At 51.2% G+C, this 18,553-nt stretch carries 14 protein-coding genes and 1 tRNA gene; 13 read left to right on the top strand and 2 right to left on the bottom strand.

Annotated elements, in window-relative coordinates:
• Positions 1-3: 3 nt before the first annotated feature.
• Positions 4-1,761, bottom strand: coding sequence for a type IV-A pilus assembly ATPase PilB (gene pilB / locus V8L70_RS05300; RefSeq protein WP_336269023.1), 1,758 nt, complete (start codon positions 1,759-1,761; stop codon positions 4-6).
• A 240-nt stretch (positions 1,762-2,001) separates the two neighbouring features.
• Between pilB and V8L70_RS05295 the strand changes: the two genes are divergently transcribed.
• The 12 genes from V8L70_RS05295 to V8L70_RS05240 all read left to right on the top strand — a co-directional run bounded on the left by V8L70_RS05295 (position 2,002) and on the right by V8L70_RS05240 (position 17,240).
• Positions 2,002-2,496: a pilin gene (locus V8L70_RS05295; RefSeq protein ID WP_336269022.1), complete on the top strand. Its 495-nt coding sequence runs from the start codon at positions 2,002-2,004 to the stop codon at positions 2,494-2,496.
• 106 nt (positions 2,497-2,602) lie between these two features.
• A complete protein-coding gene (locus tag V8L70_RS05290) occupies positions 2,603-3,031 on the top strand; it encodes an anti-virulence regulator CigR family protein (RefSeq protein ID WP_336269021.1) in 429 nt (142 codons plus the stop codon).
• A 94-nt stretch (positions 3,032-3,125) separates the two neighbouring features.
• Entirely contained in the window at positions 3,126-3,941 is an 816-nt protein-coding gene (locus tag V8L70_RS05285; protein ID WP_336269020.1) for an inositol monophosphatase family protein, read from the top strand.
• Positions 3,942-4,079: 138 nt separating this feature from the next.
• Positions 4,080-4,156 (top strand) — tRNA-Pro (locus V8L70_RS05280).
• 147 nt (positions 4,157-4,303) lie between these two features.
• Positions 4,304-4,906: a DUF1819 family protein gene (locus V8L70_RS05275; RefSeq protein WP_035586310.1), complete on the top strand. Its 603-nt coding sequence runs from the start codon at positions 4,304-4,306 to the stop codon at positions 4,904-4,906.
• Between the two features lie 128 nt (positions 4,907-5,034).
• On the top strand, positions 5,035-5,658 hold the full coding sequence (locus V8L70_RS05270) for a DUF1788 domain-containing protein (protein ID WP_198556115.1): 624 nt from the start codon (positions 5,035-5,037) through the stop codon (positions 5,656-5,658).
• Positions 5,659-5,803: 145 nt separating this feature from the next.
• On the top strand, positions 5,804-9,496 hold the full coding sequence (gene brxC / locus V8L70_RS05265) for a BREX system P-loop protein BrxC (RefSeq protein ID WP_101147206.1): 3,693 nt from the start codon (positions 5,804-5,806) through the stop codon (positions 9,494-9,496).
• Between the two features lie 172 nt (positions 9,497-9,668).
• Positions 9,669-9,902 (top strand): type II toxin-antitoxin system Phd/YefM family antitoxin, encoded by a 234-nt coding sequence (locus tag V8L70_RS05260; protein ID WP_336269019.1) that lies wholly within the window; start codon positions 9,669-9,671, stop codon positions 9,900-9,902.
• On the top strand, positions 9,902-10,282 hold the full coding sequence (locus V8L70_RS05255; protein WP_101147207.1) for a type II toxin-antitoxin system VapC family toxin: 381 nt from the start codon (positions 9,902-9,904) through the stop codon (positions 10,280-10,282). The genes V8L70_RS05260 and V8L70_RS05255 overlap by 1 nt, the downstream gene beginning before the upstream one ends.
• A 116-nt stretch (positions 10,283-10,398) precedes the next feature.
• On the top strand, positions 10,399-11,856 hold the full coding sequence (locus V8L70_RS05250) for an ATP-binding protein (protein WP_336269018.1): 1,458 nt from the start codon (positions 10,399-10,401) through the stop codon (positions 11,854-11,856).
• Positions 11,853-15,572, top strand: a complete 3,720-nt coding sequence (gene pglX / locus V8L70_RS05245; RefSeq protein ID WP_336269017.1) for a BREX-1 system adenine-specific DNA-methyltransferase PglX — start codon at positions 11,853-11,855, stop codon at positions 15,570-15,572. Before V8L70_RS05250 ends, pglX begins: the two co-directional genes overlap by 4 nt.
• The gene (locus V8L70_RS05240; RefSeq protein ID WP_101147210.1) at positions 15,573-17,240 is read left to right on the top strand and encodes a hypothetical protein; all 1,668 of its coding nucleotides are present in this window, start codon (positions 15,573-15,575) and stop codon (positions 17,238-17,240) included. It abuts the gene before it with no gap.
• Positions 17,241-17,263: 23 nt separating this feature from the next.
• Here V8L70_RS05240 and V8L70_RS05235 read toward each other — a convergent pair whose 3' ends face one another.
• Positions 17,264-17,416, bottom strand: coding sequence for a hypothetical protein (locus tag V8L70_RS05235; protein ID WP_157826558.1), 153 nt, complete (start codon positions 17,414-17,416; stop codon positions 17,264-17,266).
• Positions 17,417-17,480: 64 nt separating this feature from the next.
• Here V8L70_RS05235 and V8L70_RS05230 point away from each other — a divergent pair, with 64 nt between their 5' ends.
• The gene (locus tag V8L70_RS05230; protein WP_101147212.1) at positions 17,481-18,551 is read left to right on the top strand and encodes an ATP-binding protein; all 1,071 of its coding nucleotides are present in this window, start codon (positions 17,481-17,483) and stop codon (positions 18,549-18,551) included.
• The last annotated feature ends 2 nt before the right edge of the window (positions 18,552-18,553 follow it).

Raw genomic sequence — 18,553 nt, 5'->3', positions numbered from 1 at the left:
GCCTTACTCCTTGCTCACTCGGTTAACCTCTTCCAGGCTGGTAATGCCCTGCATGACTTTCAACAAACCACTGCGCCGAAGGCTGGGATAACCCTCTTTACGTGCCTGATGATCAATATCTAATGCATTAGCGTCGCGCATAATTAACTGGTTCATCGCGTCAGTAATGGGCACCACTTCATAAATGCCAATGCGGCCTTTATAGCCTTGAGTGCAGTGTTTGCAACCTACTGGCTTATAGATACTCGCTTGCTGTATTTCATCATTATTAAACCCCTCTTTACGTAGCGCTTCATGAGGGATATCAATAGGTTCCTTGCAATGCTTGCAAAGTTTACGAGCTAGCCGTTGGGCAATAATCAAACTAACGGCGCTAGCAATGTTAAACGAGGAAACACCCATATTAGCCAAGCGTGTGAGTGTTTCAGCAGCAGAGTTGGTGTGTACGGTAGATAGCACTAAGTGGCCCGTTTGCGCGGCCTTAACGGCAATTTCAGCCGTTTCAAGGTCACGAATCTCCCCCACCATCACTACATCAGGGTCTTGGCGTAGAAACGCCCTTAACGCACTAGCAAAATCGAGGCCGATTTTAGGCAATACGTTCACCTGGTTGATACCCGCTACTTTGATTTCAACCGGGTCTTCGGCGGTACAAATATTGCGCTCAATTTTGTTCAGAATATTGATGCCGGTATAGAGCGAAACCGTTTTACCGCTACCGGTCGGACCGGTGACCAGAATCATACCTTGGGGCTGCTTCAATGCCTGCTCGTAGTGGCTACGCTGCTCATCGGTGAAGCCCAGCTGCTCAATACCTAACTGAGCGGCGGTAGGATCTAAAATCCTGAGCACCAGCTTTTCGCCATAAACAGTCGGCAATGAGTTAACGCGAAAATCAAGCGAGCGGGTGCGTGATAACTTGAGTTTGATCGCGCCATCTTGTGGTAGGCGGCGCTCCGAAATATCAAGGCGAGCCATGATTTTCAGGCGGGCTGCAATGCGGTTGCGCATGGCAAAGGGGGGGCGTGCCACTTCTATCAGCATGCCGTCCACACGAAAGCGCACCCGATAGAGTGTTTCGTAGGGCTCGAAGTGGATATCAGACGCGCCACGGCGAATGGCATCTAACAATATCTTATTAACAAACTTAACGATGGGAGCGTCCTCGCTATTTTGCGAGGACTCTTCAAGCGGGACTTCGTTACCATCGCTATTTTGTACTACGTTCAGTGAGCTTACCGCATCGTCAATATCATCAAGCTCATCGAGCATGCCGCGTTCGTTTTGCGCAAGGTAGTTATTCAGTGCGACTGTAATTTGGTCAACAGGCGCGAGCACGCCTTCAACGCTAAGGCCCGTAGCAAACTGTAATTCATCCAATTGCGTTAACGTGGCGGGATAGGGCACTGCAACGGTAAGGCGATGGCCATGGCGCGCTAACGGTAGAATGTTAAGGTTCTGCAGCACCTTGATGGGGTAATCAGCGGCAGGCGGTAGTGTATTTAAGCGCAACGCCTCTAAATCAACGACCGGAAGCCCATACTCCCAACCCGCCGCCACGGTGGCTTCGATGGCATCTACCAAGCCGCTCTCGATGACATGCTGAAGTAGCGATATTTCCAGATCTGACGCGGTTGTTTCCGCCGTTGCGGCTTGGGCATCGGTCAGCAAGCCGTGTTTCACCAAGCGCTGAGCAATGCCGCGCAGGCCACCACGAGCAGCGGCGTGGCTTAAGGTCGACTCAAAAGGGGGTTGGCTCATCAAAAAACCTGTTTTACATCGGCGTAGGCGAACTACTTGTACCATAAACTAGCGGTTGCAGGCACTACATGACTGGTCATACAAAACTGCTCAAGTAGTAGATGGCTGAGCCGATAGCGTTTAGAGAATCTGTTGTAAAAAAGCATCACGTAAGCTAGTGTAACGCTTATTAACGCTAACTCTTTTTAAGGAAGCTCATTCCTTAGAAAAGCTTGCTCTTTCCCCGTAGGAGATGTCTTCATGCAGAAATCTGCACAACTCAATACCCGCAGCAAGAAACAGGGCGGTTTTACGCTGATTGAGCTGATGATCGTGGTCGCGATTATTGGTGTATTGGCGTCTATCGCTGTACCGCAGTATCAGAATTATGTGGGGCGGGCGCAGGTGAGTGAAGCTATTAGCTTGATGTCCCCAGCTAAAACGGCTATTTCAGAGTACTACATCACACGCGGTGAGTTTCCTGCTACTAACGAACAGGCTGGGCTATCTGAGCCAGACGAAATGGCAGGAAAATATGTTGCCAGTGTTGATGTTTCGCCTGGCGAGCCTGGTGTGACCGTTATAACAATGAAAGGTGATTCAGTAGTTACTGAATTGCAGGACGCGACACTAGTATTTGAACCTTCCGCTAGCGTGGATGGTGGAGTGGTCAATTGGGAATGCCGTACTGGAGGCGGCAGTCAGATACCGGCAAAATTCTTGCCTTCTGAATGCCGTTTAGATAATGATGACTAATTAAAAGATCATACATAAAGGGCCTTAGAGCCCTTTTTTGATTTCCATACTTCCTGCTTAATCACCCGGTACACTGTTAGTTCTGAACTTAAACGAGGAGCTTACAGTGACCCCCATAAAATTGATTGTTCTGAGTACGCTTGGCGCACTGCTACTCAATAGCGCCGCCTTTGCACAACCCGATCATGCCCCGGCTCATGGCGCTCGTGACAAGGGACAGCATCATGAATTTCACCGCCCTGGAAATACACGAGATGACCGGGTTGATTTACCCCGTATCAACGAGCGTGAACTTCGCCAGCTATTGCGCCAGCATGATGCGCCGCGAGCCGAAGCATTGCCGCCGGGCATACAGCGTAATTTAGAGCGTGGTAAGCCTTTGCCGCCGGGTATCGCCAAGCGCTTTGATGGTCGGCTAGCCTCTCAGTTACCGCAATATCCAGGCTATGAATGGGAGCGTGTGGGTGCTGATGTTGTCTTGATCGAAGCAGCCACCCGCGTTGTGGTGGATGTTCTGGTCGATGTTTTGCGCTAACAAGCATGATGGAAAGTCGGCACGACTCGAAAATTACCTCTCGGCGGCTTATGGTAGAGGCTCTTAGCATCATGGCGTTCTAAATGGAGACTTAATGAGCGACTACACATTAGCTGCACGTCTTGAGCGAGCCATTGCCATCGCCGAAGAAGCCGGGCAGATGATTATCCAGGCGCGGGAGCGGCAAGGTTTTTCACAACGGTTGAAAAAAGACAATGAGCTCGTTACCGATGTGGATGTAGCGGTTGATCAGCTCATTAGCCAGCGGCTTGAAGAGCATTTTCCTGGTGAGGCAAGGCTGAGTGAAGAGCTCGCCCCCGAGAGCGCTGTGCATGTGCAAGCGCCGCAGCTTTGGGTAGTGGATCCCATTGATGGCACGGTCAACTTTGCGCAGGGGTTGCGCCATGTGGCGGTATCAATAGGCTGGATGGAAGAGGGCATTGCTAAGGTCGGTGTTGTACACGCACCGTTTTTAGGCGAAACCTTTAGCGCGGCAGAAGGCGGTGGGGCTTTTTGCAACGGCCAGGCCATCCAGCCTAGCCGTGCTGATTCACTGGCTCACACCCTGGTAGGAACGGGATTCCCCTACCGCAAAGAAGGGCGCAAGCACCTTTTAAAGCGGTTAGAGGCGGTGCTGATTGAATGCCAGGATATCCGCCGTAACGGCGCGGCGGCACTCGATCTGTGCGATGTGGCCTGTGGCCGCTTAGATGCGTATTACGAAAGCGTCTCGCCCTGGGATTTTGTCGCAGGCTGGGTCATTGCACGCGAAGCCGGGGCGCGGGTAGGCCACTTATATGAGCCGCCCAAATCGGTACCCGAAGACCTCTACCCAGAACACTTGCTGGTCGCTGCGCCGGGTGTCTATGACGCCATGGCCTATCTGCTGCTCGACGCTGATCAACACTAACGAGAAAGGCTGGATCGCGTTAAGCTGATGAATGACAAATACTTGAAAAGAAAGCGCTATAAGGGCTTTTCATTTATGCAAGAAACCGCTAGTATACGCACCGTCTTGAGGCAAATATGTAGCAGCCAATAAAGACAGCGGAGCGTGGCGCAGCTTGGTAGCGCGTTGCAATGGGGTTGCAAAGGTCGCAGGTTCGAATCCTGTCGCTCCGACCAAGAACATAGAAAACGGTCACTTAGCTAATTGCGACAGTGGCCGTTTTTGTTTGGTTAGATTTTAGGTAGTAAATAGGTGACATTCGTCAGGAACTCTTTTCTGAGGCTTCTTCATTATCGTATTTTAATTTAAATGGTAAATTGCTTGTGACGCTTTCGTTTAGCTACAACTCAGACCTCATTGGTGGTGGATTGATGGTGCGTGAAAGCCGTGCAGTTGCAGCGCTATTGCTGGATGAGGTAGACGAAGCACACTGGCATCAAGCTATCATCGTTGAAAACCGGCTACAGAAGAATCGCCCAGCGACAGCCAAGCGTGCAGCGCAGGCCATCCGTAAACGCTTAGAGAAACTGGAACCCTCTTTTTGGAAAGCCCTGCACGATGGAGACGATCAGCTAGCGTCACAGGTATCGTTTTGTGCTGCCATGGCACGCAACCTGCTGATGGTGGAGTTTCTTGAAAGCGTGGTGGCCGATGCGTTTTTAACGCGGTCTGAAAAGCTTCAGTCCTATCAGTGGGATGAGTTTCTTGCCGAACGTGCTAACCGCGATGCAGCGATTGCTACCTGGGCAGAAAGCTCAAGGCGCAAAATGGGTCAGGTAGTGTTTCGGATGCTGACAGAGGTCGGCATATTGGATTCCAGTCGATCGCGTCGACTTCAGTCTTTCTTGCCCCGCCCCGAGCTGAAGATGCTGCTTGAAACCCACCGCCATACCCGATTGCAAAATTGTCTTCAAAAATTGCGCTAAGCATTTATCTGTTGGAAAAACTCATTATTGAACTAATGAAAACTAAGTAGACCTTGCGGCTATGACTGTAAGCAACGTAATCTTGCCCGCAATATGCCCAAAACAAGCCCGACATAGAGACGCTCCGCATGTCACATAATGAGCAGCACCTATCACCTACCAGCGTTATGTTCCATGAGGATGACCAGCTTCGGGCACGATTAAACCAAGTCGCCGAGAAAATCGCTCGGCCGGATTTTTTAGCAGGCCAAGGGTTAGGTAACGAAATTGGCTTCTGGATTTTTGATTACGCTCCAGAGCACGAGCTTCAGGTACGTGCCTATCTGAACTTCCTTCCTTCGTTAATGGCGCGCCAGTACGCCCATGTCAAGGTGGCGCAGGTTAACTTGCTTCAAGTGCTCAAAGACTATCTGACTGAGCGTGGCTTTCTTGATAAAGCCATTGCCATGCAGAAAAACAAAGGCGATGCAGCGCTGCTTAAGGCGCTGCGTGGGCCACTGCACATGGATAAGTTCGCCCCTTATCTGATCCGACATTCTTTGTCGCATGATCCTGATATCGTGCTATTAACCGGTGTCGGTAGCCTATGGCCAATGGTACGAGCGCATAGTTTGCTGAACGCTCTGCATGGCCCGTTAGGGCATAAGCCCTTGGTGCTGTTTTACCCAGGCCGCTACGATGGGCAAACGCTTACCCTGTTTAATCAGATTAAGAGCAATAACTACTATCGCGCTTTTGCGCTCGTGCCCTAGCACTGGAAACGAGCACCAGATAGCAAACCGTGCAGAGTGTTACGTTCACACGGTAATTGCTGTTACCAAGCTGCGGGATCTTCGCGGTTTAGGTAACAGTCTATTTTTAAAAAGTTTGTAGGGCTTATACATTTACAGGACTGATATGCGCATTCAAGAGCTTTTCCTCAAGCCGCTCAGCCGGTCAATCAATGGTGTTGTAAAGGCTGATCAGCGTGACCAGGAAACCATCTACCAAGAGCTAGATGAGTACGTGGTCACCAATGAGTTAGAAAAGCACTTCCGCGCCTTTTTTGAATCCTACACCACCCCGCTAGACGACCCCTCCATTGCTAACCGGGTAGGCGTCTGGGTTAGCGGTTTCTTTGGGTCGGGTAAATCCCACTTTTTGAAAACGCTCTCTTATCTGCTTGAAAACACCGAAGCTTTTGATGCCAACGGCCATGCCAAGCGGGCGGCGGATTTCTTTGATGAGCAGAAGCTGGTGGACAGCTCCATACGGGCTGATATCACCAACGCGGTACGCGAACCCGCCCATGTGGTGCTATTCAACATCGACAGTAAGGCCAGCTCTAACGACGATGGCAACCCCATCCTCAACGTCTTTCTGCGCGTATTTAACGAGTACCAAGGCTTTAGCTCGGATTACCCGCACATTGCCCACATGGAGCGCCACCTAGAGAAGCGCGGTGTGTATGAGACCTTCAAGCAGGCGTTTAATGACGCCAGCGGCATGGCGTGGGAAGAGGAACGGGACGGCTATCAGTTTTACCAAGATGACATCGAGCAAGCGATTAGCGTTGCGTTAGAGCTTTCCCCGGAAGCTGCCCATAAATGGTTTGAAGAGTCAGAAGCCAATTTTAGTGTTTCAGTGGAAAACTTCTGCCACTGGGTGAAAGAGTTTTTGGAATCCCGATCATCCACCCGGCGCATGGTATTTATGGTGGACGAAGTCGGCCAGTTTATTGGCAGCGACACGCGCCTTATGCTCACCCTGCAAACGCTCACCGAAAACCTGGGCACGATTTGCGGTGGTCGCGCTTGGATTGTGGTGACGTCTCAGGCGGATATGGACGCAGTGCTAGGCGAAATGACCGCCTCAAAAGCCAACGATTTCTCTAAGATCGCCGGACGCTTCAAAACCCGCTTATCGCTCTCAAGTTCCAACTCTGACGAAGTCATCCGCAAGCGCCTGCTGGTGAAAACCGACCCGGCACGCGCTGAGCTGGAAGGTGTGTTTGAAGCCAAAGGCTCTATCCTGCGTAACCAGCTGACCTTTGATCGTTCCGGCCCCACGCTGAAAAACATTGAAGGCGTGGATAGCTTTATCGCCAATTATCCCTTCGTGCCGTACCACTTCCAACTGGTACAAAAAGTCTTCGAAGAGATCCGCAAGGTAGGTGCCACCGGCGCGCATCTCGCTTATGGTGAGCGCTCAATGCTCGATGCTTTCCACATGGCCGCCAAAGCCGTGCAAGAAAAATCGATTGGCGCGCTGGTGCCGATGCACTGCTTTTATACGGCGATAGAAGGCTTCCTTGATACGGCCGTAAAACGCACCATCGACCAGGCCAGCGAAAACCCCGTGTTAGAGGCGTTTGATGTCGAAACGCTGCGCACGCTGTTTATGATCCGCTATGTGGATCTCGTCAAAGGCACGGTCGACAACCTCATCACGCTCTCGCTGACTCAAATTGACGACGACCGAATTGCTATTCGTGAGCAATTAGACGCGACCTTAGCGCGACTAGAAAAAGAGAGCCTGATTACGCGTAATGGCGATGAATACCAGTTCCTCACCAATGAAGAGCGCGACATTACCCGCAAGATCAAACAAACCGAAGTCACCAGCAGCGACGAGAACAAAGAGCTTTCCAGCCTGATCTTCAAAGACCAGCTGCGTGACCGCAACAAATACCGCTACCCGGTCAACAAAACCGACTACGGCATTGGCCGCTACCTGGATGGCCACACCCTGGATGGCCGCTATCAAAGCCAGCTAAGGGTGGAGGTGGTCTCACCGCTGGATGTGGAGTACGTACAGCTAAGCGAAGCGGGCTGCATCCACAAAAGCGGCGATAACGGCGGACAGGTGCTGATTAAACTGCCCGACGATAAGCGCTTTACCGACGAACTGCGCACGCTGTTAAAAACCGACAAGTTCATCCGCTTGAACCTATCGGCCAACGACCACAGCGTCGAGCGCATTCTGGCCGACCGTGGCCGGGAAAACCAAGAGCGTAAAAAACGCCTACGTGTTCGTCTGGAAGAAATGCTATTAGATGCAGACGCCTATGCGCTTGGCCAAAAGCTGGAACTCAACCGCAGCCAGCTAAGCACCCGCCTGGATGAAGCCTGCCGCTACCTGCTGGAAAACACCTACAACAAGCTGGGCCAGCTGACGGTGCTTAACCCAGAGCCTATGCGTGAACTGCAAGCCGTGTTAACAGCCGATGATATTGGTACGCAAAACCTTAACTTAGACGGGGAGGAGGGCAACGCCCAGGCAGTAAAAGAGGTGGAGCAGTATATCTCGCTGCACAGCGGCGAACCCGTGCCGCTTAACCCGCTTATCGAACGTTTCAGCAACCGACCTTTCGGCTGGCCGGAAGGCGAAACGCTGCTGATTCTAGGCCGCCTGCACGCCGCTGGCCGTTTGACCTTCCACACCGCAGGCCCCGCGCTCAGCGGTAAAGAAGCCTTCGAGCTGCTTAATAACGCCCGCCGACGCAGTGAAGTACGCATTCAGAAAAAGCGCCAAACTGAAGATGCAGTGCTGAACAAAGCCCGCAACCTCACCAAAGACCTGTTTGGCCAGCTAGGCCCCGCCAGCGAAAAAGAGCTATTCAGCTACTATGTGGATCGCTTATCTCGCTGGCGCCGGGAGCTAGACGCGTACAAAAGCAAAACCGATGTGGGCAATTTCCCAGGGCGAAAAGCCATTGAAAGCTCGCTGCTGGAAGTAGAGCGCCTACTGCGCCTAGACGACAGTTTCGACTTCTTTAAAGCAGTGGCCAGCCAGCAGGAGACGCTGCTCGATTTAGAAGAAGACTACCGCGACCTAAGCGACTTCTTCACCAAGCAGCTCACCACCTGGCAGCAGCTGGAACAGGCGCGCGTAAGGTTTGGGGTTAACCACCTGGAGCTAGAAAAACACCCCGAGGCCCAGCAGGCACTGGCCGAGTGTGAGTGCATTTATAGCGCCGATGCCCCCTACGCCATGTTGAACAAAGTAGATGGCCTGGTGCGAACGTTGGATGACATTAATACCCGCTTGGTCACCGAAAAACGCGAACACGCCATTGCCCGTATCGACACGCGCATCGCCAAGGTGAGCGCTGAAATTGCCAAAAGTGGCATTGGCAACGCCGAACTCAGCAACCGCTTGTTGCACCCGCTGCAGCAGCTCAAAGCGTCGGTCAATCAGTCGGTCAGCATCGCCCAGATCTACCAACTGCAAACAGAAACGGCCGTTGAGCAAGAAGAAGAGAGCCTGGATGCGCTTCACAACGCCCAGGCTGAGGTAGCCAAGCGGCAGCCGCCCGTGCCTACGCCTGCTGGAGGCGACTCCACCGCGCCGACGGCCACCCCAGGCAGCCAACCGCCCGCAGGGCACACGGCGGCAAGAGATAAAACTTACGATCCCCACACCGCAACAGCCCCAGCAGCAGTCAATGCCCCCAAACCCGTGGCAAGGGTACGCGTCAGCGACGTACTCAGCCGCGTGCATAGCGGTGTGTACCTGGAAAGCCAAGCGGAAGTGGATGCGTTTATGGAAGAGCTGAGAAAAGAGCTGGAAGGGTCGCTTTCAGCGGGCAAACGGGTACAGGTGCGGTAGTGTTCGATGATGTTTGTTGACAGTGGCAACGATTAACGCCAAGCCTAAGCATCCCGGTTGGCAGGGTGTCGACGAGCAGGTTACACTTTAAAAATAACCCGTTCAGCCGCGTCGGGTCTGAGCGATACCGCAGAGGTGAGTCATCATGCATGCCAACGTCAAGCAGCTGCGCTTGCAAACCAAAGCTTTGATTGCCGCTACCCAGCGTGGCGAGACCGTAGAGATCACCTTTCACGGCAAGCCCTGTGCCCGCCTGGTGGGGGTGGCGTCTGCCACGCCTGAAAAGCGCTCGGCCCCCAACCCGGCGTTCGGCCTCTGGGCGGATCAGGGCGAGGCAAGCGCCCAGGAGATCGACACCCAAGTCCGCCGTTTGCGCGCGCCGCGCTCCTTCGAGGGCACCGACTGATGCTGGTGGACACGGATGTACTGATCTGGAATCTGCGCGGCAACCCCGCCGCCGCCCAGCGCCTGGATGACGCGCCGGGTTTCTGGCTCTCTGCCGTCACCTATATGGAACTGGTGCAGGGCATGCGCAACAAGCAGGAGCTAAGGCAGCTACGTCAGGCACTGATCTACTGGCAAGCAAGCATCCGCCATCTGGAAGAGGGGATATCCTCGCGTGCCATGTTTCTGGTCGAAAGCTATGCGCTCAGCCATAACATGCAAATGGCCGATGCCCTGATTGCCGCCACCGCGATGGAGGCAGGGGTTCCTTTGCTCACCGCCAATGACCGCCATTACCGCTATATCGATGGCCTGGAGATCGACGTTTTTCGCCCTGAATAGTTTGCCCTGAGTAAATCATCACTTGGCGCAGTAATGCCCACAATAAGCTACCGTCGCGTGTTCCAGGACGCGGGACAGTGAGACGGAAAGCAATATAAAAAATCAACAGGCCACTCATGACTGCCACAACCATTGAACAGCGGCTCAGTGAGCCAGAAGGCAAGCAGCTTGAGTTCAAGCGTGATCTGTCATCGCCCAAGCCGCTGATGAAAACCCTGGTCGCTTTTGCCAACACCGCAGGTGGCCAACTGATCATTGGCGTTGATGACGACGGCACCGTGCTAGGTGTGGATGACCCGCTGGATATGGAAGAGCGCCTGACCAGCATGATCGCGGATGCCATTCACCCCCGGCTATTACCCAATATTGAATTGGTTAGCGTGGGTGAACATACCCTGGTGTGTATTGAGGTGTTCTTGAGTAGCGCGCGCCCACACTTTTTCAAGGCGCTAGGCGAAGAAAAAGGTGTGCTGGTGCGGCTCGGGTCCAGTAATCGGCAGGCGGGGTTGGCACTCATTCAGGAAATGCAGCGCCAAGCGAGCGGCACTACGTTTGATGTTCAGCCCATGCCCGAGCTGAGCCGTGACGACCTTGACCAAAACGCCATACAGCATGCCTTCGGCAGCGAACAGCCGCTTGATGACAACACGTTACGCACGTTACGGCTACTGGTGCCGTATCAAGGCCGCCTAGTACCCAGTGTGGGTGGCATTCTGCTGTTTGGCCGCGAGCGCCAATGGCACTTTGAAGACGCCTGGATTCAGTGCGGGCGTTTTCGCGGCACCGATAAGGTTGAGATTTTCGATCAGGCAGATATCCACGCGCCGCTACCCCAAGCGGTAGATGACATCGAACTGTTTCTTAAAAAACATGCCTTCAAGCAGGCAGAGTTTGGGGCTATGCGCCGCCGCGATGTGTGGAGCATACCGCTGACCATCTTGCGTGAAGCAATTATTAACGCCTTGGTACACAGCGACTACTCCCAACGCGGTAGCCCTATACGCATTGCGTTTTTTGATGACCGTATTGAGATTGAAAGCCCAGGGCTACTGATGCCCGGCATGACCATTGAAGACATGAAACGCGGCGTTTCCATGATCCGCAACCCGGTGATTGCCCGCGTATTTCGTGAGCTTGGGCTAATTGAACAGTGGGGCAGCGGTGTAAAGCGTATTTTCGCGGAAGCCCATACCCAAGGGCTACCAGAGCCGCATATTGAAGAAATTGCCAACCGTGTGCGGTTGAGTATCCGGCTGGCAGCGCCGGTTCCTATAGAAAATCCAACATCAGTGACCCAGTCAGTGACCCAGTCAGTGACCCAGTCTGAGAATATAGAACCACTGCTCCCGCTGCTGAAAATATTAAGCGATGGCCCGCTATCATCAGGCGAGCTACGTCAACACTTGCAGCTCAAGCATCGTGCTCATTTTCGCCAACACTATCTAACGCCTGCGCTTCAGGCTGAATTAATCGAAATGACGCTGCCCGAGAAGCCCAACAGCCGCCTTCAGCAGTACCGCCTAACCCCTAAAGGCCAGCGCTTTTTGCAAGACACCCTCAAGGATCCAACATGAACACCGCCAACATCAAAAAATACGCCCCCAAGGCCCGTGCCCGTTTTATCGACACCATGACGCGCCAGGCGGCCCGGGTGGGCATTAGCCCAGATGGCAAAGGCGGTGCTGTGATTGCCCCCCTGGAGCACAAGGGCGATGTGTTGGTGATGACCGCCCAGGATGGCCAAACCCACACCGTGCCCGCCCACCTGAAAGGCGCACGGGAAGCGCTGGCCGCGTGGGTGCAGCGCGATGGCTTTACCCAAGCGATAGAGCAGGCTGCCTACAGCTGGTTCAACCGCCTGTGCGCCATTCGCTATATGGAGATTCACGGCTACCTAGACCATGGCCGCCGCGTTTTAAGCGGGGCAGTGGGCGAAGCCGGGCAGTTTCAGATTCTGGAGGAATGCTTAGAGGTGGTTTTACCCGGGCTGGATACTGCCCGCGTTCGCGAACTCAAGCTCGATGGCACCCAGGATGAAACCCTCTACCGCGAGCTCCTGCTGGCCCAATGCCACGCCCTGCATGAGGCCATGCCGTTCCTGTTCGAGCCGCTGGACGACGCCAGCGAGCTGCTGCTGCCCAACAACCTGACCAAAACCGACTCACTCATCCGCGAGCTGGTCGAGGCGATTCCCGAAGAGGACTGGCAAGATGTAGAAGTCATCGGCTGGCTCTACCAGTTCTACATCAGCGAGAAAAAAGACCTGGTGATCGGTAAGGTGGTGAAAAGCGAAGACATCCCCGCCGCCACCCAGCTGTTCACCCCCAACTGGATTGTGCAATACCTGGTGCAAAACTCGGTAGGCCGCCAGTGGCTGCAAACTTACCCAGGCTCGCCACTCAAAGGCCAGATGCCTTACTACATCGAGCCCGCCGAGCAGGAGCCAGAAGTGCAGGCCCAGCTGGATGCCATCACTCCGGCCAGCCTCGACCCCGAAACCATCAAGGTGCTCGACCCCGCCTGCGGCTCTGGCCATATCCTGGTCGAGGCCTATAACGTGCTCAAGGCCATCTACGCCGAGCGCGGCTACCGCACCCGCGACATCCCCAGGCAGATATTGGAAAACAACCTCTTCGGCCTGGACATCGACGACCGCGCCGCCCAGCTGGCCGGCTTTGCCCTGCTGATGAAAGCCCGCGAAGACGACCGCCGCATCCTCACCCGGTTGGCCGACAGCGGCGTGCGCCTGAACGTGCTCGCCATGCAAAGCAGCCAGCACCTGGACGCCAACACCCTCTGGCAAGACCTCAACCTCACCGGTGCTAGCCAGCAGGGCCAGTCTCAACACCTGTTTGAGAGCGAGCAGCAAGACCTTGCCAGCAACGACGCTAGCTACCAACTGATCGCTGACCTGATCGAGCGCTTTCAGGATGCCAAGACCTTCGGCTCCCTGATTGAAGTGCCAAGCGAGTTGGATGCGCCGCTAAAAGCCCTGTTGGAACAGCTGGAAGCCCTCACCGCCAGCGGCGATACCCTGCAAAAAACCGCTGCCCAGAGGTTAAGACCGATTGTGCAGCAGGCCTGGGTATTGGCGCAGCGTTATGATGCTGTGGTGGCGAACCCGCCGTATATGGGGCATAAATATCATACTTCGGAATTAAAAAAGTTTGCCAAAAAGCATTACAAAGAGACAAAATCAGACCTGTACTCAGTATGTGCTGAAAGGTATCTTTTATTTGTTAATCCTAATGGCAATATGGGGCTTATGACACCCTTTACATGGATGTTTTTGAAGTCATATGAGGCGCTTAGGAATAGGTTTTTGGATACGTGCACTCTTAGCTCGTTAGTGCATCCTGAATACCATGCTATTTGGACTTCAGCTGCCGTTCCTATTTGTGCTTATACTGTAAATAAAAGCCATATACCTTCTTACGGGGCAACATACATCGGGCTTACTAAATTTTACGGCGAAAAACTACAACCAATTAAAATGCTGGAGGCTATAGAAGACCCAAAATGTGAGTGGTCTTATTTTGTAAAACCTGAAGAGTTCAAGCTAATTCCTGGCTCCCCTTTGGCATACTGGGCGCCAAGAAAAATTAGAGAAATTTTCGCAGAAAATAAGTCTCTTGGTGATGTGTGCGACTCATCCGCAGGAATGTTAACAACTGACAATGATAGATTCCTCAGATACTGGTGGGAGGTTCCTGATAAAAGCATAAAGTGGGATGCCGCTAGTAGTGAAGAGGCCAAGTCTAGCAAGCTAAGATGGTTTCCTCATAATAAAGGCGGCGCTTTCAAAAGATGGTACGGAAATCAAGAATATATTGTTGATTGGCAGAATGATGGGGAAAGAATAAAGCAAGAGGTCATAAGGAAGTACCCCTACCTAAATGGAAATCCAAATTTTGTTGTCCATGATGATGGATACTATTTTAAAGAAAGCATTTCTTGGTCGGAGATAACATCAAGCTTGCCCTCGTTCAGATACTTCCCGGAAGGGTTCACGTTCAACTATAAAGGAATGAGTGCATTCTGCCGAGAAAATCACTCTTACCAGCAGGTTATTTCTTATTGCAACAGCAGTTTGGTTACATATCTATGCAAAATGATAAACCCTAGCTTATCTTTTGGAGTGGGGAATTTCAGAATTCTTCCAGCGCTGTTTCTTGAGAATGATTTGGTAAAAGAAATAGTGGATGAGCTTATATTGATAAATAAAAAAGACTACGATTTATATGAAACTTCTAGAAGCTTCGATTGCCACTTCTTGCTTCAAGGCTTTGGCGATGATAACTCCTTGCTTCATCAAGCATATGCCCACATAAGGGATTTACACAAAGATTGGTATCACAGGACTAAATTGCTGGAGGAAAAAAACAATAAACTTTATGCCGACTTCCTTTATCTGGAAAATGAAATAGATCATGAGGTATACCCGAGCCAAGTCACTCTTCATTCAAGCCCCTTTTATCGATATGAAGGGAAGCTTGGAGCTTCAGATGGAGAAATCAGGCTGCAATCGGAAGATACAGTCGACTTCCTTTCATATGTAATTGGATGCATGATGGGCCGCTACTCCCTGGACAAGCCCGGCCTGATTCTCGCCAGCCAAGGCGAAACCGTCCGCGACTACCTCGCACAGATCCCCGAACCCAGCTTCGCCCCGGATAACAACGCCATCATCCCGCTCACCGACCAGGAATGGTTCCCCGACGACGCCACCAACCGCTTCCGCGATTTTGTGCGTACTGTATGGGGTGAGGAACATTTGCAAGAAAACCTCGACTTCGTCGCCGAAAGCCTTTGCCTGCACGCCATCAAGCCCAAGAAGGGCGAAGCTGCACTGGAAACTATTCGTCGTTATCTGAGCACCCAGTTCTTCAAAGACCACCTGCGTACCTACAAAAAGCGCCCCATTTACTGGCTGTTCTCCTCCGGCAAACAGAAAGCCTTCGAGTGCCTGGTCTACCTGCACCGCTACAACGAAAGCACCCTCGCCGAGATGCGCACCGACTACGTCATCCCGCTCACCACCAAGCTCGCCAGCTACGTGGAAAAGCTAGAACAAGACAAAGAAGCCAGCACCTCCGCCGCTGAAGCCAAGAGTATCGAAAAAGAGCTGAGCAAGCTCTACAAGCAGCAAGCCGAACTCAACACCTTCGATGAGAAGCTACGCCACTATGCCGACCAGCGTATCTCGCTGGATCTGGATGACGGCGTGAAGGTGAACTATGGCAAGTTTGGGGATTTGTTGGCGGAAGTGAAGCAAGTGGTGGGTAAGTAAATGAATAGTTCAACAGAGAGCCATCCTTCTTTGCAGAGGCGCATTCGTTATAGCACAGATGAGGTTTACAGTCGGTATCTAGGCATAAGCCTTCCAGTAGCTAACGTGAACAAGTTTTGCGAGGGGCGTTTTGGCCGTTTTCTTGCTGATAAATTGGGTATTAAGAAGCTGCCTTATAACATTACCTTGGTAGATTTGGTTTCTAGTGGTTGCATGACGCCAAATCTTGTAGTTAATTTGCCTTGCTATTACTTTGAAAGCTGGCTTAATTTTCCATGCTGTCCAAGGCAAAATTCTGACGAAGAATATGAGGAGATAGCTGGGCTATATAGCTACGAGGCTGTGTTGTCGAGCATTGATAATATTGAAGATATTATTCATCCTTATGACGAATTGAAAAGCGATTTTGTGGAAAGGTATAGAGCAAACTTGCCTCTGAAGTATATCTCTTTTCAGCATCCAAATGGTAGGCACTATAAAGCTGGAGAGTTTTATTTTTCTTATTGGCAGGGGATGGCACTAGCTAGTTCTATCCATAAAATTAATAATATTGAATTACACCTATCTCAACAAGAGGGTGTGAAGAGAGCAAAGGAGATAATAAAATCTAGCGTCGAAGAGTTCTGTGAGCGATATGGCGATTCGTTAGAAAGAGTTTCGTGGTATAGAACGGCTATTGCCGTAGAGCAGTTTTCTAATATCAATGCTACGTACGAAGATATTATTTCAGAACTTGGAAAGTATAGAGAAGTTGATCAAGGAGTTTTGATTAATGATCTTAAAAAATTGCTTTGCTTGTATAAAGAGTGGAGTAATTTGGTTGACAATATAGGCTGTACAGTTGTTGCTAAAGGCCTTGAGGTCTTGAGGAAAGACACATATCTCGTTTTTGAACAGCTGTGTGTTTTTGGAGTTGATAAATATAGTTTGTTCGAACAATTTTCTTATGGCCGTCACTCTTGTGAATGGGCACAGTTGCATGAAGTTGTCTACTTTGAAGACTATAAATTTAAAATTTTCTTTGAGAAGAATCTTGATTTATATTGCAAGAGAGTTAAGCCTTTGGGTTATGGGTGTAATTCAAAAATTTTTGAAAGTTTTTCTAAAATACAAGGCTTTTATCCTTGGGTAAGATCTCTATACGACTTACATGAAAAAATGAAGTGGGATGGGGAAGTTGATTTTTCTCACTCAAGAATCGTAGATTGCCTTATTGTTGCTTCGGTTAGGACTGAAATAGTTATCAGAGAGATGCTGAGAGTAAGTTTTAAGGGTTTAAATGACTATGATGCTGATGGTAATTTATCAAAAATTTTATTCCGTATAGGAGACTATATTGGAGAAGAAGACGGGGAAATTCTAAAAACAGTAAAATCTAAATCAAAAAGCACAAGACTTGATTCTCGACCAGAAGACATTTTTTCGGAAATAGACTCTATTGGCTTTAAAAAATGGTCGAAAAGAGATTGTCTTTTTTTTAAGTCAATATTGAAATTTGTGTGTGCTAGGAATTATTTTGCTCATCATGCTTATAAAGATGAAGAGTTTGATAGTTTTGCAAGTGAGCTGGCAGCTGAAACATTAATGTCATTAGTTGAAACGTTGTTGTTTTTTCATAGAATTTGCGACAAGAAAAATCGACTCGCTTCAGGTGGTGACCAAGTATGAACCTAAATCAACTCCTGCAAGGCTCAAAACACGCCTTCTTCACCGACCACGATCGGATTGTCTTCTGGTATGACGCCCTCGGCCACTTTGCCGAACCGCTGAGTGAGCTTGCGCTTGGCGGCTTTCAGGTAATCATAATGGCGGGGCAATCGTCCCTCGGCATGAAGTTGAATCATGGAGAATTTAAGACCTGTTAGCGGAAGTGAAAACTGTGACAGGTACAACATTGGAGCGCTAGTTATGAGAATTGGCAGAGTTTTCACTAACCAAGTTGGGCCACTGGCCGATGGCGCAATTTCATTTGAAAACGACTGGACTGAAGAAATTGAGACCAAGGTTTTGCTCACTGGGCCGAACGGTTGCGGCAAATCTACGCTAATACGTGGGTGTGCAATGCTTTGGGTCGCGCTTGGGTATTGGCTTGATCAGCGTAAGGCATTGCCGCAAAAGCATGAGGCGAAGCAGTGGCTTCAGCGTTGGGGTGGCATAGCGCTCATATTGGATGGTATGGAAGATGTAACAGGCAAACCAGAGGTCAAGGTAGGCCTGATATTCGGTTCCATGTCGTGGTGTGAGCAATTAAAGGCTCAAATGCCGGATATATTCTGGGTGGGTGAGGCGGTCGAGCGATCCGGGAAGCCTGGGCAGCCGAAAAGGTCGCTGTACCTACCTAAAGAGCCCTGGGTTGATGAGTGGTCGCAAAAGCGCAAAAAACTGATTCTGTCATCGGAAAAGATTGCAGCTCCTAACATGATGTATCTGGATGCGGAGGAACGGCGTTGGGTGACGCCCAAGCGAAATATTGCTGAGCCATTACCCGATGTTATGACTCAGCGGTGGTTGACCAAGTATGTGGTAACAGATGACTGGAAAGGCCAGCTTGAGGCCTCACTGATCAACCTAAAAACCACCCAACTGCACAAGTACCATGAAGTGATTCGTGGCCTTAACCAGTTTTTGGTAGGCAAGGAAATAGACCCCGATATTAAACCCGGCGAGGGCCGTTTAAGAGTGCGGATTAAGGGCGAACGGGGTGTGCATCATGGTATTGATGAGCTCAGTGCCGGTGAGCACCAAGTGTTGATTCTGCTTTTCCTGATGTTGCGCTGGCTGCAGCCCGGTGGTGTTGTGTTGATTGATGAGCCGGACTTGTACCTGCATCCCTCATTGGTTGATCCGTTGCTGGATGTATTGGAAAGAACGGCACAAGAGCTTGAGGCCCAACTCATCATCACCTCTCACTCTGTGGATATCTGGCGGCGCTACGAAACCTCAGGCATTCGCGTTGAACTCAAAACCGGCCGGGGTTAGGG

It is taken from the genome of Vreelandella arctica (assembly GCF_037070215.1).
GTDB classification, from domain to species: domain Bacteria; phylum Pseudomonadota; class Gammaproteobacteria; order Pseudomonadales; family Halomonadaceae; genus Vreelandella; species Vreelandella arctica.
Note: the sequence above shows the minus strand (reverse complement) of the source record. Positions and strands in the feature narration are given on the sequence as shown.

What these genes read in the sequence shown, in the direction of transcription:
- pilB (WP_336269023.1), bottom strand. Translation starts at nt 1,761, where the DNA reads ATGAGCCAACCCCCTTTTGAGTCGACCTTAAGCCACGCCGCTGCTCGT.
- V8L70_RS05295 (WP_336269022.1), top strand. Translation starts at nt 2,002, where the DNA reads ATGCAGAAATCTGCACAACTCAATACCCGCAGCAAGAAACAGGGCGGT.
- V8L70_RS05285 (WP_336269020.1), top strand. Translation starts at nt 3,126, where the DNA reads ATGAGCGACTACACATTAGCTGCACGTCTTGAGCGAGCCATTGCCATC.
- V8L70_RS05270 (WP_198556115.1), top strand. Translation starts at nt 5,035, where the DNA reads ATGTCACATAATGAGCAGCACCTATCACCTACCAGCGTTATGTTCCAT.
- brxC (WP_101147206.1), top strand. Translation starts at nt 5,804, where the DNA reads ATGCGCATTCAAGAGCTTTTCCTCAAGCCGCTCAGCCGGTCAATCAAT.
- V8L70_RS05255 (WP_101147207.1), top strand. Translation starts at nt 9,902, where the DNA reads ATGCTGGTGGACACGGATGTACTGATCTGGAATCTGCGCGGCAACCCC.
- V8L70_RS05250 (WP_336269018.1), top strand. Translation starts at nt 10,399, where the DNA reads ATGACTGCCACAACCATTGAACAGCGGCTCAGTGAGCCAGAAGGCAAG.
- pglX (WP_336269017.1), top strand. Translation starts at nt 11,853, where the DNA reads ATGAACACCGCCAACATCAAAAAATACGCCCCCAAGGCCCGTGCCCGT.
- V8L70_RS05240 (WP_101147210.1), top strand. Translation starts at nt 15,573, where the DNA reads ATGAATAGTTCAACAGAGAGCCATCCTTCTTTGCAGAGGCGCATTCGT.
- V8L70_RS05235 (WP_157826558.1), bottom strand. Translation starts at nt 17,416, where the DNA reads ATGATTCAACTTCATGCCGAGGGACGATTGCCCCGCCATTATGATTAC.
- V8L70_RS05230 (WP_101147212.1), top strand. Translation starts at nt 17,481, where the DNA reads ATGAGAATTGGCAGAGTTTTCACTAACCAAGTTGGGCCACTGGCCGAT.